The 21,353-nt window shown below is 67.8% G+C and carries 19 protein-coding genes; 9 read left to right on the forward strand and 10 right to left on the reverse strand.

The window, feature by feature from the left end:
• From AC5FRZ_RS11895 to AC5FRZ_RS11930, 8 genes are all read left to right on the forward strand, one after another.
• The gene (locus AC5FRZ_RS11895; RefSeq protein ID WP_493564680.1) at positions 1 to 1,440 is read left to right on the forward strand and encodes a methylaspartate mutase subunit E; all 1,440 of its coding nucleotides are present in this window, start codon (positions 1 to 3) and stop codon (positions 1,438 to 1,440) included.
• Positions 1,430 to 2,752, forward strand: coding sequence for a methylaspartate ammonia-lyase (locus tag AC5FRZ_RS11900; RefSeq protein WP_170094988.1), 1,323 nt, complete (start codon positions 1,430 to 1,432; stop codon positions 2,750 to 2,752). Before AC5FRZ_RS11895 ends, AC5FRZ_RS11900 begins: the two co-directional genes overlap by 11 nt.
• Positions 2,749 to 3,843 carry a 2-methylfumaryl-CoA hydratase gene (gene mch / locus AC5FRZ_RS11905; RefSeq protein WP_493564681.1) on the forward strand — a complete coding sequence of 365 codons (1,095 nt, stop codon included), beginning with the start codon at positions 2,749 to 2,751 and terminating at the stop codon, positions 3,841 to 3,843. Before AC5FRZ_RS11900 ends, mch begins: the two co-directional genes overlap by 4 nt.
• Entirely contained in the window at positions 3,840 to 4,889 is a 1,050-nt protein-coding gene (gene citE, locus AC5FRZ_RS11910) for an L-malyl-CoA/beta-methylmalyl-CoA lyase (RefSeq protein WP_493564682.1), read from the forward strand. Before mch ends, citE begins: the two co-directional genes overlap by 4 nt.
• Before the next feature lie 498 nt (positions 4,890 to 5,387).
• Positions 5,388 to 5,840, forward strand: coding sequence for a DUF5788 family protein (locus tag AC5FRZ_RS11915; RefSeq protein WP_153553998.1), 453 nt, complete (start codon positions 5,388 to 5,390; stop codon positions 5,838 to 5,840).
• Complete coding sequence (gene polX / locus AC5FRZ_RS11920) at positions 5,837 to 7,570, forward strand: DNA polymerase/3'-5' exonuclease PolX (RefSeq protein ID WP_493564683.1); 1,734 nt, start codon at positions 5,837 to 5,839, stop codon at positions 7,568 to 7,570. The genes AC5FRZ_RS11915 and polX overlap by 4 nt, the downstream gene beginning before the upstream one ends.
• Positions 7,571 to 7,573: 3 nt before the next feature.
• Positions 7,574 to 8,035, forward strand: a complete 462-nt coding sequence (locus tag AC5FRZ_RS11925) for a DUF5615 family PIN-like protein (RefSeq protein WP_170094993.1) — start codon at positions 7,574 to 7,576, stop codon at positions 8,033 to 8,035.
• Positions 8,036 to 8,295: 260 nt separating this feature from the next.
• A complete protein-coding gene (locus tag AC5FRZ_RS11930; RefSeq protein ID WP_170094994.1) occupies positions 8,296 to 8,538 on the forward strand; it encodes a DUF7123 family protein in 243 nt (80 codons plus the stop codon).
• A gap of 124 nt (positions 8,539 to 8,662) precedes the next feature.
• Here the strand turns inward: AC5FRZ_RS11930 and AC5FRZ_RS11935 are convergent, their stop codons facing one another.
• The 10 genes from AC5FRZ_RS11935 to AC5FRZ_RS11980 form a co-directional block, all read right to left on the reverse strand.
• Positions 8,663 to 9,277 carry a winged helix-turn-helix transcriptional regulator gene (locus AC5FRZ_RS11935; protein ID WP_015763936.1) on the reverse strand — a complete coding sequence of 205 codons (615 nt, stop codon included), beginning with the start codon at positions 9,275 to 9,277 and terminating at the stop codon, positions 8,663 to 8,665.
• A 59-nt stretch (positions 9,278 to 9,336) separates the two neighbouring features.
• Positions 9,337 to 10,494 (reverse strand): SPFH domain-containing protein, encoded by a 1,158-nt coding sequence (locus AC5FRZ_RS11940; protein ID WP_153554083.1) that lies wholly within the window; start codon positions 10,492 to 10,494, stop codon positions 9,337 to 9,339.
• Between the two features lie 169 nt (positions 10,495 to 10,663).
• Positions 10,664 to 11,236, reverse strand: a complete 573-nt coding sequence (locus tag AC5FRZ_RS11945; protein WP_170094995.1) for an NfeD family protein — start codon at positions 11,234 to 11,236, stop codon at positions 10,664 to 10,666.
• A 24-nt stretch (positions 11,237 to 11,260) separates the two neighbouring features.
• Positions 11,261 to 11,650 (reverse strand): DUF7312 domain-containing protein, encoded by a 390-nt coding sequence (locus tag AC5FRZ_RS11950; RefSeq protein ID WP_170094996.1) that lies wholly within the window; start codon positions 11,648 to 11,650, stop codon positions 11,261 to 11,263.
• A gap of 44 nt (positions 11,651 to 11,694) precedes the next feature.
• Entirely contained in the window at positions 11,695 to 13,824 is a 2,130-nt protein-coding gene (gene metG / locus AC5FRZ_RS11955) for a methionine--tRNA ligase (RefSeq protein WP_170094997.1), read from the reverse strand.
• A gap of 98 nt (positions 13,825 to 13,922) precedes the next feature.
• On the reverse strand, positions 13,923 to 14,492 hold the full coding sequence (locus AC5FRZ_RS11960; protein WP_493564684.1) for a YqaA family protein: 570 nt from the start codon (positions 14,490 to 14,492) through the stop codon (positions 13,923 to 13,925).
• 150 nt (positions 14,493 to 14,642) lie between these two features.
• Positions 14,643 to 15,692 (reverse strand): tyrosine decarboxylase MfnA, encoded by a 1,050-nt coding sequence (mfnA, locus tag AC5FRZ_RS11965; RefSeq protein WP_493564685.1) that lies wholly within the window; start codon positions 15,690 to 15,692, stop codon positions 14,643 to 14,645.
• Positions 15,693 to 15,733: 41 nt separating this feature from the next.
• On the reverse strand, positions 15,734 to 16,684 hold the full coding sequence (locus AC5FRZ_RS11970; protein WP_372480522.1) for an RAD55 family ATPase: 951 nt from the start codon (positions 16,682 to 16,684) through the stop codon (positions 15,734 to 15,736).
• Positions 16,685 to 16,751: 67 nt separating this feature from the next.
• Complete coding sequence (ppsA, locus tag AC5FRZ_RS11975) at positions 16,752 to 19,034, reverse strand: phosphoenolpyruvate synthase (RefSeq protein ID WP_493564686.1); 2,283 nt, start codon at positions 19,032 to 19,034, stop codon at positions 16,752 to 16,754.
• A 287-nt stretch (positions 19,035 to 19,321) separates the two neighbouring features.
• The gene (locus tag AC5FRZ_RS11980; protein ID WP_493564687.1) at positions 19,322 to 20,224 is read right to left on the reverse strand and encodes a PhzF family phenazine biosynthesis protein; all 903 of its coding nucleotides are present in this window, start codon (positions 20,222 to 20,224) and stop codon (positions 19,322 to 19,324) included.
• Between the two features lie 114 nt (positions 20,225 to 20,338).
• Between AC5FRZ_RS11980 and AC5FRZ_RS11985 the strand changes: the two genes are divergently transcribed.
• A complete protein-coding gene (locus tag AC5FRZ_RS11985) occupies positions 20,339 to 21,289 on the forward strand; it encodes an AEC family transporter (protein ID WP_170095003.1) in 951 nt (316 codons plus the stop codon).
• Positions 21,290 to 21,353: the final 64 nt, after the last annotated feature.

Consider the following 21,353-nt stretch of genomic DNA (forward strand, 5'->3'; position numbering starts at 1 on the left):
ATGCCCCGCGACCAGCGGCTCGCTGGCGAGGAGCTACAGCGACTCGCCAACGAACTCCGCGACGAGTGGCACACCGGCCGCGAGGTCGACTTCGAGGAGGCGATCGCCTTCCATGAGTCGCTCCCGGCCGGCAAACAGTTCGCCCCAGTGCTGGAGTCGGCCGACCAGCCTCTGCTCCAGCCACGCGCGGGCGTCCCCTGCCTCGAAGCACAGATCGAGCTGTTGCAGTACCTCGAACAGCAGGGCGGGGCGGACCTGCTCCCGACGACGATCGACTCCTACACCCGCGACAACGAGTATGAGAAGGCAGAGGAGGGGCTGGCGGCCTCGCGCAACAGCGACGAGGACGCGCTGAACGGGTTCCCCGCGGTCAACCACGGCGTCGAAGACTGTCGCCGGCTCGTGCGGGCGCTGGACACTCCCATCGAGGTGCGCCACGGCACGCCCGACGCGCGCCTGCTGGCGATGGTGACGCTTGCGGGTGGCTTCCAGAGCTTCGAGGGCGGCCCCATCTCGTACAACATCCCCTACACGAAGGGCCACAGCCTGGCGGAGACGATCACACACTGGCAGTTCGTCGACCGCCTCTGTGGGGCCTACGCGGAACGGGGCGTCGTCGTCAACCGCGAGCCGTTCGGCCCGCTGACGGGGACGCTGGTCCCGCCGGCCATCGCCATCGCGGTGATGCTGGTCGAGGGGCTGCTCGCGGCCACACAGGGCGTGCGCTCGCTGACGCTTGGCTACGGCCAGGTCGGCAACGTCGTCCAGGACGTGGCCGCGCTGCGAGCGCTGCGCGCGCTGGGCGAGGAGCATCTCCCCGACGACGTGACGGTCACCACCGTCTTCCACGAGTGGATGGGCGGGTTCCCGCCCGACGAGGCGCGTGCCAGCGGCGTCATCGGCCTCGGCGGCGTCACGGCGGCGGTCGCGAAGCCCGACAAGGTCATCACCAAGTCCCCACAGGAGTTCCAGGGCGTTCCGACCAAGGAGGCCAACGCCGCGGGCCTGCGGACGACGCGGCAGCTCATCGACATGACCATCGAACAGGACATCGACCTCGCTGGCGTCGACGAGGAGCAGCGACTGATCGAACAGACGACGCGCGCGCTGATGGACGCGATCGACCGCCACGGCGACGGCGACCTGGCCCAGGGGGTGATCCGAGCCTTCGAGTCGGGCGCGATGGACGTGCCCTTCGCCCCCAGCGACGCCGCGGCGGGAGCGGTGTTGCCGGCCCGCGACGACGACGGCCGCGTCCGGATGTTCGAGTTCGGGGATCTCGCAGTGCCCGACGAGGTCCGCGAGATCCACGAGAACAAGCTCGGCCAGCGCGCCGAGCGGGAGGGCCGAGCCCAGTCGTTCCAGATGGTCGCCGACGACGTGGACGCCATCAGCGACGGCAAGCTCATCGGTCGCCGGGGTGAGACGGATGCGGATTGAGTCCGTCCGGGCGACGCCCGGCGTCGCCGGCTTTTTCTTCGACGACCAGCGCGCGATCAAACAGGGAGCCAACCGCGACGGGTTCGCCTACGAGGGCGAGCCGGTGACCGACGGCTTCGATCGAATCCGAGAGGCCGGCGAGAGTCTGCTCGTCGAACTCCAGCTGGGCGACGGCCGGTGGGTGCGAGGCGACTGTGCCGCCGTCCAGTACTCCGGGGCCGGGGGCCGCGACCCCCGCTTTCGGGCCGAGGAGTTCGTGTCGGTCGTCGAGAGCCAGGTCGCCGACGTACTACGCGGACGGGACGCGACCCACTTCGACGAGAACGTCACGGCCGTCGAAGCGCTGCCCTCTCGCCGGGGCGGCCGCCTGCACACGGCCGTCCGCTACGGGGTCTCGCAGGCACTGCTGAACGCCGCCGCCCACGCGACTCGCGGCACGCCCACCGACGTGCTCGCGACGGCGCTGGGCACGGAACCGGCCACGGAGCCCGTCCCGGTGTTCGGCCAGTCCGGCGACGAGCGATACACCAACGCCGAGAAGATGCTCGTCAAGGGCGTCCCGGTCCTGCCCCACGGCCTGTTCAACTCGACGGACGCGATGGGCGCGGACGGCGACGGCCTGCTCGACTACCTCGACTGGCTGTCGACACGCACGGACGACCTCGGAGGCCCAGAGTACGAGCCCCGTTTCCACGTCGACGTGTACGGGATGATCGGCGAACTGTTCGGACCGCCCTACGACCGCCCCGAAGTCACCGACTACTTCGCGGCGCTCGAACGGGCGGCGGCCCCCTACCCGCTGCAGGTCGAGGGGCCGATGGACGCCGCGGGGCGGGCCGATCAGATCCACGCGATGGCCGAACTCCGCGAGGCCCTCGCCGACGCGGGCGTCGCGGTTGACGTCGTCGCCGACGAGTGGTGCAACACCTTCGACGACGTTCGTCGCTTCGTCGACCACGAGGCGGCGGACGTGGTCCAGATCAAGACGCCGGATCTGGGCGGCGTCCAGCGGTCGGCCCGCGCGGTCCGCTACTGCGAGGGTACCGACACCCGCGCGTATCTCGGTGGCACCTGCAACGAGACGGCGACCTCCGCGCGGGCCTGTGCCCACGTCGCGCTGGCGACCGACGCAGCGCAGGTGCTCGCAAAGCCCGGCATGGGCTTCGACGAGGGGTACATGATCGTTACCAACGAGATGCGCCGGACGGTGGCACGGATGGACGGACGAGCGACCGGGGCCGACGCCGCCGAGCGACGGGACGCCCCGCGTCGCGATCCCGGTCCCGGCCGGGCGGGCGGTGGTCGCCGATGAGCGAGTGGACCGATCCCGACGCCTTCGCGTCGGCCCTCGATCGCGCGGAGACCCGAGAGAAGGGCCACTACTTCGAGCGCTTCGAGGTCGGCGAGACCATCGAGCACGAGCCCGGGCTGGTGCTCGACCGGCCCGGCACCGAGCGGTGGATGGGCCAGACGCTGAACCACGATCCCGCCTACTGGCGGACCGACGCAGCCCGCGAGCGGGACTTCCCCGAGCCACCGATCCACCCGGACTACCTGCTCGCCTGTGTCATGGGCGCGACCGTCGAGGACCTCTCGGAGAAGGGCGGGTACTTCCTCGGCCGGACCGACCTCCGGTTCCACGAGCCCGTCCTGCCGGGGACCGAGATCAGAACCCGATCGACCGTCGAGTCGACCGCCACCTCGAACTCCCGGCCCGACTACGGGATCGTCACCTGGCAGACGGCAGGCTACGACGCCGAGACGGACGCCGTGCTGGTCAGCTACGAGCGGACGAACATGGTCCCACGACGCACCCCCACGGCGGCCGACGGGGGGCAGGTGACCGACGACGAGCGGGAGGCCGACAACGAACAGGCGGTCGAGGAGGGAGCGTCCGACGACTCCCTGCCGGCGACGCTGATCGCCCCCGACGGCCCCCACTTCGAGGACTTTCGGGCGGCGCTCGATCGCGTCGGGGACGACCCGGACGCTGCGGTCGCCTACCGCCACGAGCGCGGTCGGACGATGGACGACCAGCTCGTGGCCGGGCTCCCGCTGGCGACGCTGAACACGGCCCGCCAGCACCACAACCGCGACGCTATGGCCGACTCGCCGTCCGGAGATATCGTGGCCTACGGCGACGTGACCCGCTCGGTCGCGCTGGCCCACGCCCGCTCGGACGAGGCCACGTACCGCGAGCGCGCCTATCACGACGAATCGTTCCACGACTTCGTGACGCTTGGAGACACGATCTACGGCTTCACGCGCGTCCTCGAAGCCGACCCCGACCCCGGTCCGCCGCGAGCCGGCGAAGTGACCTTCGAACACGTCGCGTTCGACCAGGACCGCCGCCCGGTCTACTCCGGCCGGCGAACCGCACTCATCGACAGCCGACACCAATGACACGACTCTGTCGCACCTTCCAGACCGCACCGGCCGCCGTCCCGCGCGAGAACTCGGCGAAGTACCTCGACTCCGGGCTCACCGCCGAGGGGTTCGAGGCCCCGGACTGGCTCGCGCCCGACATCGAGGACGGCACCGCGCCCTCGATGAAAGCCGAGGCGCTCGAAAACACGATCGACCGGCTCCCCGAGTACGGCCCCGACTTCGGCGGCGAGATCTGGCCCCGCGTCGAGTGGAGTTACGCCGACCCGAGCTTCCGAGAGCGAGGCGTCGACCAGATCGACCGCCTCGTCGGCGAGGCCGGCGACCACCTCGACGGCGTCGTCGTCCCGAAAGTCGGTCGACGAGACGACGTAGAACGGGCTCGTGCAGCCGTCGCCGAGGCCGAACGCGAGTACGGGTACGACGACGGGTCGATCGGCCTCTCCGTGATCGTCGAGACGGCGCGAGCGTTCTCGGACCTGCGAGAGATCGCACGGCTGGGCGAGGACTCGCGTCTGACCGGCCTGATCTTCGGACCGGTGGACTACACCGCAGAGCTGGGCGGGCGCGCGATGGATGGCCAGCGCCCGCAGTGGGCCGCGATGCTCGAACGGCTCTCGAACGAGGCCAGCGCCGCCGGTCTCGTCGCCGTCGGCGGCCCCTTCGATCAGCTCTTTCACGAGCGAGCAGGAGTGACCTACTACAACGCACCGGGCTACGCCGACCAGGTGACCCGCGAGGCGACCATCGGCATCGACGGCTCGTGGTCGCTCCACCCCAAACAGACCGTCCAGGCCAACCGCATCCACATGCCGACTGCCGAGGAACTGGAGCGCGACGTGGGCAAGATCGAACGCTTCGTCGAAGCCAAGGCCGAGGGGTCGGGCGCGGTCGTACTGGACGGCCAGATGGTCGACGAAGCCACGTACAAGAACTTCGCCAACACCGTCGCGACGGTCCGTGCCATCGACGAGACCCACCCCGAACAGACGGCCGACCGCTACGACGGCGACCTCGTCGAGCGTGCGCGCGCCGTCGAGCTGGGGTTCGAGGGCTCGACGTAAGCGATCAGAGATCGACGCTGAACTCGACGGTGATCCCACAGCCAGGGCAGACAGTCTCCATGACGCCCTTCCGGATCGCAGACTTGGTGATCTTTTTTATACTACCGGCTGTAAATCTGTGAACGATTTCGCCACCCCTGGGTGGCGAAGATCTTCACGAAGTTACAGCCGGCAGTATTACGATCGTCTTCCCACAGCCGCTACCGGTACAGTTCTTTTTCTTTTTCTCGCCGATCTTTGCAGTACACTTGGCACACTGTCCGAACTGCTTCGCGTATCGGTCGCCACAGATTTTGCATTTGAGCATACGATCACTCCGGTATTTATAGCAGAGAGTTGCTGCAAAAGTTTGTCCCCAGTGTGTGATATTATGCCTTGGGTCGTTCTCTCCATTCCCTATGTCGGTGCGACGAGCCCGCCGGTGTCCGAGCCGGCACGAGGGCGGTCCGGGCAGCGGCGGGCGAAGCGAGTAAGACCCTCCCGACCGAAGGCGACCACGTGAAAGACTTCGAGCGCGAGCAGTTGCTCGAACGCATCGGCCGGGAGAGCGCGACGGTCGGCGTGGACATCCCCGAAGCGATCGAGGTGCAAGGCGAGACGATCGAACTCCAGTCGTTCGTCTTCGAGATCAAGCGCCGGGACACGATCCCCGCCGGAGAACGCGAGCGCGTCGAGAACGCCAAGCGCAACCTCCGACGCGAGCGCCGCCAGCGCACACAGCGCATCGAGGACGACGACATCACGTTCGCGCAGGGAGAGCGCCTCGCGAACTCGATCATCGGGATCGACCGGGCGCTGAACGCCCTCGAACAGCTCGGCCCGGCCGACATCGAGCAGGAGGCCCAGGCCAAGGAAGCCGCCGACAAGAAACGCTGGATGCAGTTCCTCAAGAAGGCGCTGGGCCACGAAGACGCCGACTCCGGTACCGGGAGGGCGAGTCGCGGCCGATGAGTCGCAACGACGAGATCGCCCGGCAGTTCGAGGCCTTCGCGGACCTGCTGGACGCGAAGGGCGTCGACTACAAGCCACGCGCGTACCGCCGCGCCGCGGAGAACATCCGCGAGTACCCGCAGGCAGTGGAGAGCCTCGCCCAGGAGGGCGAGGACGCCGTCGGCGAGATCGACGGCGTCGGCGACGCCATCGCGAGCAAGGTCGTCGAGTACGTCGAGACCGGAGCGATCTCGGAACTCGACGAGCTGCGCGAGGAGTACCCCCTCGACATGGCGGCGATCACCAGCGTCGAGGGCGTCGGCCCCAAGACCGCCGGGACGCTGTACGAGGAACTGGGGATCGAGACGCTCGACGACCTCGAAGCGGCCGCCGAGGCCGGCGACATCCAGACGGTGAAGGGGTTCGGAGCAAAGACCGAGCAGAACATCCTCGACGGTATCGACTTCGCCCGCGAGGCCCACGAACGGCAGTTGCTCGGAGACGCCCGCCCCAACGGCGAGCGCGTCGTCGAGTACCTCGACGCCGTCGACGCGGTCGCGTCGGTCGAGCTCGCGGGCTCGCTGCGACGCTGGCGGGCGACGATCGGCGACGTGGACGTGCTGGTCGGCAGCGACGACGCCGAGCGGGTCGTCGCGGCGTTCACCGACTGGCCCGAGGCCGACAGCGTCATCGAGGCCGGTGACACGAAGGCGAGCCTGCGGGCCGACGGCGTCCGGATCGATCTGCGCGTCGTCGTCCCCGAGGAGTTCGGGGCTGCCCTCCAGTACTTCACCGGGAGCAAGGCCCACAACGTCGCCGTCCGGAACCGCGCGATCGAGCGCGACCTGAAGGTCAACGAGTACGGCATCTTCGACGTGGCCGGCGTCGAAGACGACGACCAGCGGGCCGGCGAGAAGATCGGCGGCGAGACCGAAGCGTCGATGTACGATCCGCTGGAGATGGACTGGGTCCCCCCAGAACTCCGAGAGAACCGCGGCGAGATCGAGGCCGCGGTCGAAGGGGAGCTGCCGGACCTCGTCGAGACGAGCGATATTCGCGGCGACCTCCACACGCACACTACCTGGTCGGACGGCCGCGCCACCGTCGCGGAGATGATCGAGGGAGCGGCCGCCTTCGGCCACGACTACCTCGCGATCACGGACCACGCCACCGGGCCGGGGATGGTCGGCGGCGTCGGCCTCGACGACGAGGAACTGCGCGACCAGCTCGGCGAGATCCGGGCGGCGGCCGACGACGCCGCGATCGACGTGTTCGCGGGCGTCGAGGCCAACGTCGCGGCCGACGGAACGGTGTCGGTCGGCGACGACCTGCTGTCCGACCTCGACCTCGTGGTGGCCTCGCCCCACGCCGCGCTCGACGGCGACGGCACCGAGCGGCTGGTCGCGGCGGCCCGACACCCGGCCGTCGACGTCGTCGGCCACCCGACCGGTCGCTACCTCAACCGCCGTCCGGGCCTCGACGTGGACGTATCGCGGCTGGCGACGGTCGCCGCCGACCACGGCACGGCACTGGAGATCAACGCCGACCCGGCACGACTGGACCTCGCTGGCAGCGCCGTCAAGACGGCGATCGAGGCCGGCGCGACCGTCGCCATCGACACCGACGCGCACTCGCCGGCCGGCTTCGACAGCCTCAGGTACGGCGTCCACACCGGCCGGCGAGGCTGGGCCGAGCCCGCGGACGTACTCAACGCGTGGCACGTCGACGACGTGCGGTCGTTCCTCCACTGACCGATGACCGACCTCTTGCTCGACGTGATGTGTGGGAAGCTCGCGACGTACCTGCGAATGTGTGGCTACGACGCCGCCTACGCGCTCGATCGGGACATCGCCCCGGACGCGCCGGACGAGGCGCTCCTCGCGCTGGCCCGGCGCGAAGGGCGACGGATCGTCACCAGGGATCGCGACCTCGCGAGCCGGAGTCCCGACGCGATCCTGCTCGACGGCCGAACGATCGAGACACAGCTCTCGGCGCTGTCGGCGGCGGGCTTCGAACTCGCCGTCGATGACGAACCCGCGTACTGTGGCGACTGCAACGGGCGACTGGACGCCGTCGACCCCGACCGCTCGACGCCCGACTACGCACCGGAGCCCGACGAGACGGACGTGTGGCGCTGTCGAGCCTGCGGACAGCACTTCTGGCGAGGGAGCCACTGGGACGACGTGGCCGAGACGATCGCCGGAATCGAGGACTGATACTACCGGCTGTACGAGACGGGTTGTTGTAGATCGTTACCAGATCGACCGCACGCTGTCGTGTCGTCGACTGGGTAAACGTCGACGACTCTGTATCATCACGGGCCGGTATGCGGGTGTTACCCACCCGTACCAACCGCCCCACTCAGAGCGGAGTGAGCACGGACCGGCCGGCCGAGCCGACGCAAAAACCGCAAGACGGCAGCGGGTTAACCGACCGTACCAAACCCCCTAAGAGTATCTGATCCGAACGATGGTGTATGAGCACGACAGCGACAACGGCCGACACGCGCCTCTCGGAGAAACAGCGCCGCATCCTCGAGTTCCTGCGAGACAACGCCGACACACAGACGTACTTCAAGTCCCGGCTCATCGGCAACGAACTCGGTCTCTCCGCGAAGGAAGTCGGGACGAACATGACGGCCATCGAAGACGGCGAGTTCGACGTCGACGTCGAGAAGTGGGGCTACTCCTCGGCGACGACGTGGAAGGTCACCTGCTGACCGCTCGTCGAACTCGTTCGTCGCTTCTCGGAGTGCCCCCAGTCAGTGCCCCGACGGCCGGCTGTCGGTCACGCCCCCCGGCAGCGACCTGTAGTCGACCGGAAAACGACGACAGTTCGCCGTCTCACTCCGGATCGTACGAGACGAGATCGGCCGCCTCGGTAGCGAGCGTGGCCGCGTGCTCACCGAAGGAGTCCGCGTAGCGAACGAGCAGCGTCAGGACGGTTTCTGGCTCTTCGACCGCGTAGCCGTCGTCTCGCGAGAGCAGGCCCACACTCTCCAGTTCGCTCGCGTACTTGCTGACGGTCGGCCGAGACACGTCCAGCGTCGCCGCCAGGTCCCCGCCCGTTGCCGACGGATCTCTCAGCAGCGCGACGAGCATCCCACGCGGCGTCTCGCGGCGGAGATAGCTCAACACGACCATCTCCCGCTCGGAGAACTGTCCGGCCGCGAAAAAGCGCCGGTAGTCGCCGTCGCGGTAGCTGTCGATCCGTCCGTCCTCGGCCAGTTGCCGGAGGTGATGCTGGCTCTCGCCGGTCCCGAGCTGGAGGTCGTCTCTGATCTTCGAGAAGTGCGCGCCGGGCGTCGTCGAGACGTAGCCCGCGATCGCTTCGCGGGCGTCGCTCTCGGAGTCCCCGTCGCTGTCAGAGAAACGCGCCAGCGGACCCGCCGCACCGAGCGCGGCGAACCGGCGCAGCGTCGCACGCTTCGATTCGTCGACCGGACCATCCCCACCCATGTCTGGTTCAGCTACGCACACCAGTAATAAAACGGCTTCGACTGTGGTGACTACCTGGCCTACAGATCGTCTTCGTCGGTGCTACCGTCGCCAGGGGCGTTGCCGCCGTCACCGAACTCCTGGTCCATCTCCTCGATGGCCTCGTTGGGGTCCTGGATGTCGGTGCTGTCTTCGCCGTGTTTGATCTTCTGGGCCTGCTGTTCCATCTCTTCGACGTCGACCTGGGCCTCCTGGTCGATCTGACCGAGGATCTCCTCGATGTCGTCGAGTCCCAGCATCTCGCGTGCCTCTTCGTCGAACTCCAGGCCCTCGAGCACGTGGCCGTTCTCCTTCACGTCCGAGCCGGTGAGGTGCTTGCCGTAGCGGCCCACCAGCGAGGTGAGCTCCTGGGGGAGGATGAAGGTGGTCGACTCGCTGCCGCCGATCCCTTCCAGCGTCTCCATGCCCTTGTCGATGATCGCACGTTCGCCCATCGACTCGGCGGATTTGGCGCGGAGGACCGTCGAGATCGCGTCACCCTGCGCTTCGAGGATCTGGCTCTGCTTTTCACCCTGCGCGCGGATGATGTTGGACTGCTTGTCACCCTCCGCGGTCTCGATGGCAGAGCGACGTTCACCCTGCGCTTCCAGGATCATGGCACGGCGTTTCCGTTCGGCGGAGGTCTGTTGCTCCATGGCCTGCTGGACGTCTTTCGACGGATTGACCTCGCGGACCTCGACGCTCTCGACGCGGACCCCCCACTCGTCGGTGGGCTCGTCGAGTTCCTTCCGGATGCGCGAGTTGATCTCCTGGCGCTTGTTGAGCGTGTCGTCGAGTTCCATGTCGCCCAGCACCGCACGGAGCGTCGTCTGGGCGAGGTTCGAGACGGCCCGCTCGTAGTTGTCGACTTCGAGGAACGCCTTCTTCGGGTCCATCACCTTGATGTAGACGACGGCGTCGGCGGTCACCGGGGAGTTGTCACGAGTGATCGCCTCTTGGCGGGGCACGTCGAGTGTCTGGGTTCGCATGTCGAACCGCGTCACGTCGGACACGAACGGATAGATGAAGTGGATCCCCTGATCGAGGAGGCCACGATACGAACCGAGGACCGTGTACGCACCCTGCTGGTACGGGCGGATGATGACGATGCTCGAATACACCAGTGCGACGGCGAGCAAGAGGAAGACCACTGCGACGAACAGGATCCCCCCTCCTTGGAGGACGACACTTGGAAGCATATCGTCCGAACCTCGGGGTGGCTAAAAGAAAAGCCTTCGGTCGTCGTGACAGGTAGTCTCTGCTTACAAATCGCACACGGTGACCGTTCGTACGGACAACTGTAGCGATGTCTCGGTGAGCGTCTCCCCCGTCCCAGCGCTCACCGCGAAGCAGCGACGACGTTCCGTCTCAGGCGGCGTCGGACTCGACGTCGGGGTCGAACTCGCGTTCCGGTTCGGTGTCGGTCACCGACTGTTCGCGGTCGTTTTCGAGCTGTCGGTCGATCTCGTCGCCGCCCGCGACGACCTCGACGGTGACGACGTTGCCGCCGCCGGGGTCGACGACCATCACTTCCGCCCCCTCTTCGATCTCACCGTCGACGCTGCGAGCCTGGTAGTAGGGGTTGAAGCCGGCGTCCTGTAGCTTCACTTCCCCGTCGGTCTGGGTGACTCGCTCGGTGACGCGGCCGAACTTGCCCCGCAGCGAGTCCGAGTCGAGCGTCTGTGCAGAGCCTTCACCGCCGTAGATGTCGATGCGACGGTACCCCCACAGCGTCAGCGCGGTGGTCACGAGGACGGCGGCAGCGAGCACGAGAATCCCGATCGCACCCCCGACCGGCGAGAAGAGTCCGACGACGCCCGCCGTCAGGAGCGCGACGCCCAGCACGAAGAAGTGTGCGCCCGGAGCGACCGCTTCGGCGACGAGCAACAGGGCTCCACCGACGAAGAGCAGCGTCGAGAGCGATTCGCTGAGCAGAGACATACGCGACCTACGGCCTCCGGCGGATTAAGTCTCCGGGGTCAGGAGTCCGAAGACGCCGAAGGACAGCAGGGCGACGACGAGGAGCCCGCCGCCGAGGACGAGCACGTTCTGGAGCGACGAGACGAAGCCAGGTGCGAGCATGGCCGCGAACCCGAAGACCGCGAGGTAGACGCCGAGAACGACGAAGAGAGCGTTCTCGCGGCTCGCCACTTGGGGTTCGATCGGCCCGGCCGAGAGCAGACTCCCGGCGACGTTGCCGTCAGCGTCGGCCTCGTCCTTATCGACCAGCGGTTCCGGTACGTCCTCACTCGACAGCTCGACCGCCTCGTCGTGGCCGTTCGTCGCGGTCTCCGCGTCGGGGCCGACCTCGTCGACCGAGAACTTCCAGTCGTCGGAGTCGGCGTCGTTTGCCATACGCCGTCATTACAGGTGGTGGTACAAAAGCTCCCTGCGTCCGATCAGTGGATACGGGTGCCCAGTGGCGAGTCCTCGTGAGTCGTCAGCAGGTCGGCGTCGTCGCCGGCCGCGAGGATCATCCCGTTGGATTCGCGCCCGAACAGCTCCGCTTTCTCCATGTTGGCGAGGAGGACGACCCGCGTTCCGGGGAGGTCGTCCACGTCGTGAAGCCCCTTCAGGCCGGCCACGACCTGTCGGGTCTCGATCCCGATGTCGACCGCCAGTTCGAGGAGGTTGTCAGAGTCGGCGATGTCCTCGGCGGCGACGATCTCGCCGACGCGCATGTCGACGCCCTCGAACGCCTCGAAGCCGATGCGCTCGTCTTCCAGCGGTTCGAGTTCGACCGTCTCGTCGTCTTCGTCGCTCTCGTCGTCGTCCTCGTCGTCACTGGCCGCCTCGACGCGGCGCTGGAGCTGATCGTTCAGCCCCTCGATGTGGTCGTCTTCGACCTGTCCGAACAGCTCCGTCGGCTCGTCGAAGTCGGCGGGCGGCGTCGCCAGTGCGGCATCGAGCGGGACGTCAGCCACGGAGCCCTGTTCGCCGAGCTGCCCCCAGATCCGTTCGGCCTTCTCCGGCAGCACCGGCTGGAGCAAGATCGCGACGGCCTTCGAGAGCTGGACGCAGTCTCGGATCACCTGCTGGGCCTGCTCGGGATCGTCGTCGACGAGGTTCCAGGGCTCGTTGCGCTGGATGTACTCGTTGCCGAAGTCGGCGAGTTCGACACCCACGTCGGCGAGGGCACGCAGTTCGTAGTCGTCGACCGCGTCCTCGAAGGTCTCGATGGCGTCCTCGATGCGTTCGCGCACGTCGTCGCTGACCTCGGTGTCTGGCGTGCCGCCGTAGTTGCGCTGGGCGAACAGCAGCGACCGGTAGAGGAAGTTCCCGACGTTGCCGACGAGTTCGCCGTTGACTCGCTCGGCGAAGCGGTCCCACGAGAAGTCCACGTCGGTCTCGATGCCCGACCCGGAGACGATGTAGTAGCGGAACAGATCCGGGTGGAAGCCGGCGTCGAGGTACTCGTCGGCCCACACCGCGCGGTTCCGGGAAGTCGAGAGCGACTTCCCGTCGATGTTGACGAACCCGGTCGCGAGGATCGCGCGGGGTTCGTTGTAGCCCGCGCCCCGGAGCATGGCCGGCCAGAAGACGGCGTGGTGCTGGATGATGTCCCGGCCGATCACGTGGACGATCTCGCCGGCCTCGTCGGTCCAGTCGTCGTCCCACTCCGTGCCGTGACGTTCCTCGCCGTCGACCTTCCAGACCGACTCCCAGTCGTAGGTGTCCTCGCCGACCCGCTCGGTGTACTGCTTCGTGGAGGCGACGTACTCGATCGGGGCGTCGACCCAGACGTACAGCACGAGCTCTTCCTCGGTCTCCTCGTCGTCGGCGTCTGCCGGGTAGTCGACTCCCCAGTCGATGTCCCGCGTGATACAGAGATCTTGCAGGTCGCCCTCGACCCACTCGCGGGGCTGGTTCTGGGCGTTGTCGGTGCCGTCGAGACGGTCGAGAAAGCCCTGGAGGTACTCCTGGAAGTCGTTCAGGCGCAGGAACTTGTGCTCGCGGGTGCGGTACTCGGCGGGGTTGCCCGTCCGCGTCGAGACGGGGTCCTCGATCTCGCCGGGTTCGAGGTGGCGCTGACACCCCTCGTCGCACTCGTCGCCACGCGCCCGTTCGCCACAGTACGGACAGGTGCCCTCGACGAGGCGGTCCGGGAGCCACTGGTCGGCTTCGGGGTCGTAGCCCACCTGGATCTCCTTCTCGTAGACGTGGTCCTGCTCGACCCACGAGCGGACGAACTCCTGGGTGAGTTCCTGGTTCGTGGCGTCGTGGGTGTGACCGTAGTTGTCGAACTCGACGTTGAACTGCGGGAAGGTCTCGGCGTAGGTCTCGTGGTACTCCAGCGCGTACGCCTCGGGATCGACGCCCTCCTCGCCCGCGTTGACGACGATCGGCGTGCCGTGCATGTCAGAGCCACAGACGAACGCGGTCTGCTGGCCGACGCGCCGAAGCGCGCGGGCGTACACGTCGCCGTTGACGTAGCCACGAAGGTGGCCGACGTGCAGGTCGCCGTTCGCGTAGGGCAACCCGACCGTCACCACTGCGGGATTGTCGGTGGGGAACTGCTGGTCACTCATATCGGATCGATACCGCCGTGGCTGTGGAAAGTGTGCCGATTTGCAGCCGCGTGCTCGCCGCCGTCGGTGCCGGGGAAAACGCCGCACGGCCGAGGGTGTCAGAAGATCGCGAAAAAGCCCGCGGCGAGCCCGATCGTCACGACCAGCCGGCCGGCGCTGCCGAAGAAGGTGGCGACCGCGAACTTGAGGTAGTCGTCTTCGAGGATCGAGAACGCGTAGATCGAGATCGTGTCGGGGAAGAAAGGCACACACAGCGCCAGCGCGAGGCCGGCGTAGCCGTACTTCTTGGCGATCGAGACCGTCTTGCGCTCGGACCAGCCCAGAATGTCGAACCGAGACCGCTCCAGCAGGGAGAGCAGCGGCCCGTACTCTTTGGTCTCCTGGCCGATGTGGAAGGCAAAGAGACTACCCAGGGCCTTGCCCGCCCCGCTGACGACGATGATGACGGCGATCGTCGCCGGTTCCGAGAGGCCGAGTCGCAGCGTCCCGCTGGGAGCGAGGACGACCTCGCTCGGGAACGGCAACAGGAACGCGATCAGGAACGAGTAGACGCCGATGATCAGCAGTCCGAACGGCCCGGTCGCCGTACAGACCGCTTCTTCGATTCCCGTCGGATCTGTCGCTGTTCCACACTCGGACAGAAACAGCACGAACCCATCGAGCACCACTGACAGGGCCTAACGTGAGGGGCGTAGTAAGTGTTGATATGTCGCGTCGGTACCGCTCTATACTCTCGGTCGCCGTCGTACTGTCGCCTGCGTCGTGGCGATATCCGCCACTCGGGTAGCGAAATCGAGCACAGAGCGACGCCGCCAGAATCAGTACCAGTCCAGATCGGCGACGAAAGACCGCAGCATCGACCGGGTGACGTGGGGCATACAGACGACACGCATCTCGCCGCTGCCGGTCTTGGAGACGCGCCAGCCACGCTCTCGCAGCTCCGTCGTCATCGGGATCGAGAGGTCCGCCGCCACGAGTGGCAGTTCGGGGCCGATCACGTCGTGGCCCCGCACGTCGAGTTGCTCGGCGAGCCACTCGGCGTTGTCCATCGCCCGTTCGTAGGTCTCTCGGTACCCCTCCCGCCAGAGGGCGTCCATGGCGGCGACGGCGCTCGCGACGCCGGCCCCAGAGCGCGTCCCGGTCAGCGTGACCTGACTGCGCGATTCCAGGTACGGCGTATCGATCGCCAGCTCGTCGAGGAGATCGGGCGAGCGCGCGAGCAGTCCGCCCGCCGGCACCGCGGCCTGCCCGACCTTGTGTGGGTCGATCGTCAGCGTGTCGATGTCGGCGTGTCCGAAGTGCCAGTCGTGGTCGGTAAAGGGGAGGTAAAAGCCGCCCCACGCCGCGTCGACGTGACAGAGCGCGCCGACATCGTCTGCGAGGTCGGCGATGGCCGGGATCGGATCGACGTAGCCGTACTCGGTGGTGCCGGCGACGCCGACGACGGCGACGGTGTCGTCGTCCGCGAGGTGGGCCATCGCGTCCATGTCCGCCCGGTAGTCGGTCGCGGGTGCGGTCCGAAGCTCGACGCCGAGCATCTCCGCGGCCTTCGTAAACGAGAAGTGAGCGTGTTCCGGCGCGACGACGTTGGGGTCGTCGGTGTCGCCGCGGTTGCGCGCGATCCGGATCGCCTGCACGTTCGCCTCGGTGCCGCCGCTGGTGACGTAGCCCGCGGGATCGCCGAGGCCGGCGATCGTTCCCAGTCGCTCGACGGCCTCGCGTTCGAGGTCTGCGACCGTCTCGTACGTCCCCGGATCGCCCGGATTCGTCGCGAGGAACCGCTCGGCCGCCTGCCGAGCCGCCGGGTGGGGTTCGGTACACATCGACGAGAGAACACGTTCGAACGACTGGGGCTCGGCCCGCTGCATCAGTTACGAACACGGACTTGACGACTTTAGGCGTTGTGTTCCTACCAGTTCGACGGACCGATCTTCTTGGTCGCCTTCGCCCGGAGGCCCGCCGGCCCGACCGAACTCTCGAAGACGGTCTGGCGTTCGGTGTCCAGCGCGCCGCCGAAAGAGCCGACGCGCATGGTTCGATACGTGTCGTGACCCTGGTCGTTCGAGTAGAAGAAGACCGAGCCGTGGAGCAGTCCGTGGATGTCGGGATCGCTCCGCACGTCGGCGGCCCGGCGTTCGTAGACCACGTAGGCGATCCCGTCCCAGCCGACGACCGCTTCGCGCAACCCCAGCAGGAAGCCGAGCACGACGCTGCGATCGAGCCCGAAGTTCGTCGCCAGGAGGAGGTCCGAAAGCCCGTCGATCACGAGGATCGCGTCGTCGCCGCTGTCGGCGACGTACTCGCTGATCTCGTCGAGCAAGGCGGACACGTCGTCGGTGTCGTCGGTCTCCGTCGAGCGCTCGTCCGGCAGCGTCACGTCGTCGAGCAGCCCGGCGACGCCGCTGTCGTCGTCTTCGGTCGGCGCGGGCACGTCGTCGCGGCGCTGGTCGTACAGCGCAGCGGGCACGTCGACGGCCGAGAGGAACTGCTGGGAGAAGTCGGCGACGGTGAGGTGGTCGGTCAGGACCTCGAACTGCTCGGAGTCGAGGACGGCGTCGAGTTCGCTGTAGATGTGTTCCCGGTCGTGAGTCAGCGAGACGTAGCTGACGCACTCTGGGATCGCCTCGCGCGCGTCGCCCAGCCGTCGCGGGTACAGCGCCGGCTCGTGTTTCGCGAGCATGAGGGAGGCGAGGCTCGTGTACAGGAAGGCGTGGCTGCCGGCGTCGGGCGCGCCCGCGAGCAACACTGCGCTGCCCGTCGGGATGCCTCTGACGGCACCGTCCAGTCCCGGAATGCCGAACGGGACGTACTCGACTCCCGCACTGACGCTCTTGGCCTCGGGCGGCGAGAGTTCGTCCATACGACCACTCCACCGCGCCGGCTGAAAACAGTATCCCCGAAACGCGGTCCGCAGTCGACTCGGGTCGCTACGACTCGCGGACCGACTCAAGCAGGAGGCGCTGCTCGACGCGCTTGACCTCCTGTTGCACGTCGCGGACGGCGTCGACGTTGGCGCTGATCGAGGTGACCCCCTCGTTGACGAGGTAGCGGACCATCTCGGGCTTGGAGCCGGCCTGCCCGCAGATGCTCGTCGCCACGTCGTGCTCGCGACAGGTCTCGATCGTGCGGCCGATCAGTTCGAGCACCGCCGGGTGTAGCTCGTCGAAGCGTCCCGCGACGGCCTCGTTGTTCCGGTCGACCGCGAGCGTGTACTGGGTGAGGTCGTTCGTCCCGAACGAGGCGAAGTCGATCCCCGTCTCGCACAGTTGCTCGATGCCCAGCGCGCTGGCCGGCGTCTCGACCATCACGCCCCACGTTCGCTTGTCGGGGTCGATGCCGGCCGATTCGAGCAGCTGGCGGGCCTGCAACACGTCTTCGGCGTCGTTGACCAGCGGGAGCATGATCTCGACGTTGTCGTAGCCCAGATCGTACAGGCGAGCGATCGCGTCCAGCTCCAGCCGGAACGTCTCCGGCCGGTCGAGGCTCCGGCGGATCCCTCGATAGCCAAGCATCGGATTGTGCTCGGCGGGCTCGTTCTCGCCGCCGTCGAGCTGGCGGAACTCGTCGGTCGGCGCGTCCAGCGTGCGGACCCGGACCGGACGCGGGTAGAACGCCTCGGCGACGGTCCGGACGCCGTCGACGATCTCGTCGACGTAGGCCCGTTCGCCGTGGTCCTCGACGTAGCGTTCGGGCGTCTTGCTCGTCGAGAGGATCATGTGCTCGATCCGCAACAGGCCGACGCCGTCGGCACCGGTCGCGGCCGCCCGCTCTGCGGCCGCGGGGATCGAGACGTTGACCTTGATCTCGGTGCCAGTCATCGGCTTGGGAGCGGGACCGGCGTCGGTGCCGTCGCCGGCCGACGACGGGTCGGGCGTGTCGGCAGCATCGGTCGCGCCCGGTTCGACGATCCCCTTGTCGCCGTCGATCGTCACGTCCTGACCGTCCTGTAGCCGGTCGGTCCCGGCGTCGGTGCCGACCACCGCGGGAACGCCAAGCTCGCGCGAGACGATCGCCGCGTGGCTGGTCATCCCGCCCTGGTCCGTGACGATCCCAGCGGCCCGCTCCATCGCCGGCACCATGTCCGGCGTCGTCATCTCCGTGACGATGATGTCGCCCGGTTCGACTTTGTCCAGCTGGTCGAGCTTGGAGACCAGCCGGACCGAGCCGGCGACCTGGCCCGGACTCGCCCCCAGCCCGGAGACGAGGACACCGTCCTGCTGGCCGGTCATCGCACCGCCGTCGGCGACCCCGGCGTCGGCCCCGTCGGTAGCCCCACTCTCGTCGATCGTCGTGATCGGACGAGACTGGAGGAGATACAGCGTGTCGTCGGCGATCGCCCACTCGACGTCCTGGGGCGTCCCGTAGTGGTCTTCGACCCGCTCGCCCATCTCGACGAGCTGATCGAGCGTCTCGGTCCCCAGGACGCGCTGCTCGCGCTTGTCGTCCGGGACCGCTCGCTCGACGGTGTCGTCGCCGTCCCGGACGTGCATCACTTTCTTCTCGGCGACGGTGACTTCCTCGACCCGGCCGCTCTCGCGGTCGACGACGTAGTTGTCCGGCGAGACCGCACCGGAGACGACCGCCTCGCCCAGTCCCCACGCGGCCTCGACGATGGCTCGCTCGGCTCCCGTCGAGGGGTGGCTCGTGAACAGCACGCCGCTCTCGTCGGCGTCGACCATCGCCTGGACGACGACCGCGATGTCGACCGCGTCGTGAGAGAAGCCCTGTTCCTGGCGGTAGTAGATCGCTCGCTGGGTGAACAGCGACGCCCAGCACTCCCGAACTCGGTCGAGCAGATCGGCCCGACCGACGTTGAGAAACGTCTCCTGCTGGCCGGCGAAGGAGGCGTCCGGGAGGTCCTCCGCCGTCGCCGAGGAGCGGACCGCGACCACGTCGTGGTCGAGGTCGTCGAACGCCGCCAGCAGCTCGTCCCGGACCGAGTCGGGGACGGCGGTCTCCAGAATCAGCTCCTGTGCGTGCTCGGCCGCGGCTGCCAGTGCCTGGGAGTCGTCCGTGTCCACGTCGACGGTCTCGGACAGCGCCGTCTCGATACCGGTGTCCTGTACGAACGAGCGATACGTGTCGGCCGTAACGACGAACGCGGGCGGAACCGGGAGGCCAGCGCCCGCGAGTTCACCGAGAGATGCCGCCTTGCCGCCGACGCTGTCTACGTCGTCGGCCGTGATGTCGTCGAGCCAGCGTAGTGCCATGTGCGCGTTCGTACCATCATGAACGACCGTTATGGTATTGCCGGTTCCGGCACGTTTCAGCGGGAGTCACTCGGATCCGAAAGAAGGATTGATACTGCCGGCTGTAACTGTTGCAAGAGATTCGCGACCACGGGGTCGCGAAATGCTTCACAAACGTACAGCCGGCAGTATGAGAGATCACTGCGACGGAACGGCGTCGTTGCGCATCGGTGAGCGTTGGGACGGAGCACTCACCGGTACATCGCAAGAACCGTCCCGTACGAGGCCGCTGCTCGGTCGACCGCGCTCTAGGCTTCGATGATGTCGTCGTCCTCGCTGTCGGGGACGGTCAGCTCTCCGTCGAGTGTCGTCACCGCCTGCCCGCCGACACGCACGTCGTGGCCGTCGGTCACGACGCGGACGCGGCCGGGGCGGTCGAGGAAGTGGCCCTGTTCGACGACGATCTCCTCGCGCTCGCCGTCTAGCGCGTTGTGCCGGCGCAGATAGGCACATGCCGCCCCGGCGGCGGTGCCAGTGACGGGGTCCTCCGGAACGCCGGCCAGCGGGACGAACGCCCGTGCGTGGATCGTCGCGTCGCCGTCCAGCGTGTCGAAGGTGAAGGCGTACAGCCCCTCGGCACCGACGGATTCACAGAGCGACTCGATCGCCGCCATGTCCGGCTGGGCGTCCCGCAGGTGTTCGAAGTAGTTCACCGGCACGACGAGGAAGGGGAGGCCGCTCGAAGCGACCGAGAGCGGGAAGTCCGCACCCACGTCCCGCAGCGTCGCCACGTCGATTCCCAGAGCGTCGGCCACGTCCTCGTCGGCCACGTCGACGGGCCTCACCGTGGCGGTCGCCTGTTCCATCCAGACGGTGCCGTCGTCGTCGATCTCGATCTCGAACGTGCCCGCGGCCGTCGCCAGCGTGTGGATCCCGGCGTCGAGCCGGTCGTGCTCGTAGAGGAGCGCGTGGGCGGCGACGGTCGCGTGCCCACAGAGATCGACCTCACATTCGGGCGTGAAGTAACGCAGCCGCCGATCCGCCTCGTCGTCCGGGAGCACGAAAGCCGTCTCGCTGGCACCCAGCTCCGAAGCGATCTTGCCGAACTGCTCGTCGTCCAGTCCGTCCGCGTCCGGCACGACGCCCGCCGGATTGCCCGCCATCGGCTCGTCGGTGAAGGCGTCGACGAGCAGCGCCTGTCGCGTGTCCATGCCCGCTCAGACTCGCCGCCGGCAGTAAGGCTTGGTGGTCGACGGGCCCGCCAGCCCGACACCGTCAGCGACGAGATCGACAGCGTTGTGTCCCTGCTGGACAGACCCCCGACCGTGTCGTTGCTCTCGATTTTCGCGACGGCGATCCTACCGGTCGTCGCCGTCGCCGGTGCTGGCTACCTGCTGGGTCGGTTTCGGGACGTGGATCCGGGCGCGCTCAACACGGTCACCGTCTACGTGCTCGCGCCGGCACTCGTCGTCTACAGCTTCGCGACCACTCCTTTCCCCGCCGCGACGCTCCTGCGCGTCGTCGTCGCCGTCACCGCCTTCTCGGCGGCGATGATCGCCGTCGCCGAGTCCGTCGGCCGACTCCAGGGACAGACCGAGCCGCTGCTTGGCGCGTTCGTTCTCGTCGTCGCCTTCCCCAACGTCGGCAACTTCGGCATCCCGCTCTCGGAGTTCGCGTTCGGCCCGACCGGTCGCAGCACTGCGATTCTCGTCACGGCGCTGCAGGGCGTCCTGCTGTACACCGTCGGCGTCTACATCGCCGCTCGTGGCGACGACGGGAACCCGCTGAGCAGCATGAAGCGCGTCTTCTCGATCCCGCTGGTCTACGCCGTCGTCGGGACGCTGGCGGCCCGGTGGCTCGGGGTCGTGCCGCCCGAGTCCAGCGCCGCGATGCAGACCATCGAGATGCTGGGCAACGCTTCGATCCCAGTCATGCTGCTCATCCTCGGGATCCGCCTGTCGAACGTCAGCGTCGACGAGACCGTGCGGCGGGTCGGCGTCGCCAGCGTGGCGAAACTCGCCGTCGCGCCCCTCGTCGGGGTCGGGATCGCACTCGCGGTCGGCTTTCGCGATCCCGTCGTCGCGCGGACGTTCGTCCTGCTCACCGCCGCGCCGACGGCGGTGACCCCCGTCATCCTCGTCGGCGCGTTCAGCGGCGAGAACGACGGCCTGTCGGCCGGTCAGTTCGTCAGCACGTCCGTGCTCGTGACGACGCTTGGCAGCGTCGCGACGGTCACGCTGCTGGTGGCCGTCCTCCAGTCCGGGGCGATCGTCTGACCGAGATCGAGCGTCGTCGATCTGGTGGCCGCGAACTATCGACGGAAAAACGACGGCAGTAGTG

Source organism: Halomicrobium sp. HArcht1-1, assembly GCF_058933285.1.

What these genes read in the sequence shown, in the direction of transcription:
- ppsA (WP_493564686.1), bottom strand. Translation starts at nt 19,034, where the DNA reads ATGGCACTACGCTGGCTCGACGACATCACGGCCGACGACGTAGACAGC.
- AC5FRZ_RS11930 (WP_170094994.1), top strand. Translation starts at nt 8,296, where the DNA reads ATGAGCACGACAGCGACAACGGCCGACACGCGCCTCTCGGAGAAACAG.
- AC5FRZ_RS11980 (WP_493564687.1), bottom strand. Translation starts at nt 20,224, where the DNA reads ATGGACACGCGACAGGCGCTGCTCGTCGACGCCTTCACCGACGAGCCG.
- AC5FRZ_RS11950 (WP_170094996.1), bottom strand. Translation starts at nt 11,650, where the DNA reads ATGGCAAACGACGCCGACTCCGACGACTGGAAGTTCTCGGTCGACGAG.
- AC5FRZ_RS11925 (WP_170094993.1), top strand. Translation starts at nt 7,574, where the DNA reads ATGACCGACCTCTTGCTCGACGTGATGTGTGGGAAGCTCGCGACGTAC.
- AC5FRZ_RS11945 (WP_170094995.1), bottom strand. Translation starts at nt 11,236, where the DNA reads ATGTCTCTGCTCAGCGAATCGCTCTCGACGCTGCTCTTCGTCGGTGGA.
- metG (WP_170094997.1), bottom strand. Translation starts at nt 13,824, where the DNA reads ATGAGTGACCAGCAGTTCCCCACCGACAATCCCGCAGTGGTGACGGTC.
- AC5FRZ_RS11940 (WP_153554083.1), bottom strand. Translation starts at nt 10,494, where the DNA reads ATGCTTCCAAGTGTCGTCCTCCAAGGAGGGGGGATCCTGTTCGTCGCA.
- polX (WP_493564683.1), top strand. Translation starts at nt 5,837, where the DNA reads ATGAGTCGCAACGACGAGATCGCCCGGCAGTTCGAGGCCTTCGCGGAC.
- AC5FRZ_RS11970 (WP_372480522.1), bottom strand. Translation starts at nt 16,684, where the DNA reads ATGGACGAACTCTCGCCGCCCGAGGCCAAGAGCGTCAGTGCGGGAGTC.
- AC5FRZ_RS11895 (WP_493564680.1), top strand. Translation starts at nt 1, where the DNA reads ATGCCCCGCGACCAGCGGCTCGCTGGCGAGGAGCTACAGCGACTCGCC.
- citE (WP_493564682.1), top strand. Translation starts at nt 3,840, where the DNA reads ATGACACGACTCTGTCGCACCTTCCAGACCGCACCGGCCGCCGTCCCG.
- AC5FRZ_RS11900 (WP_170094988.1), top strand. Translation starts at nt 1,430, where the DNA reads ATGCGGATTGAGTCCGTCCGGGCGACGCCCGGCGTCGCCGGCTTTTTC.
- mfnA (WP_493564685.1), bottom strand. Translation starts at nt 15,692, where the DNA reads ATGCAGCGGGCCGAGCCCCAGTCGTTCGAACGTGTTCTCTCGTCGATG.
- AC5FRZ_RS11935 (WP_015763936.1), bottom strand. Translation starts at nt 9,277, where the DNA reads ATGGGTGGGGATGGTCCGGTCGACGAATCGAAGCGTGCGACGCTGCGC.
- mch (WP_493564681.1), top strand. Translation starts at nt 2,749, where the DNA reads ATGAGCGAGTGGACCGATCCCGACGCCTTCGCGTCGGCCCTCGATCGC.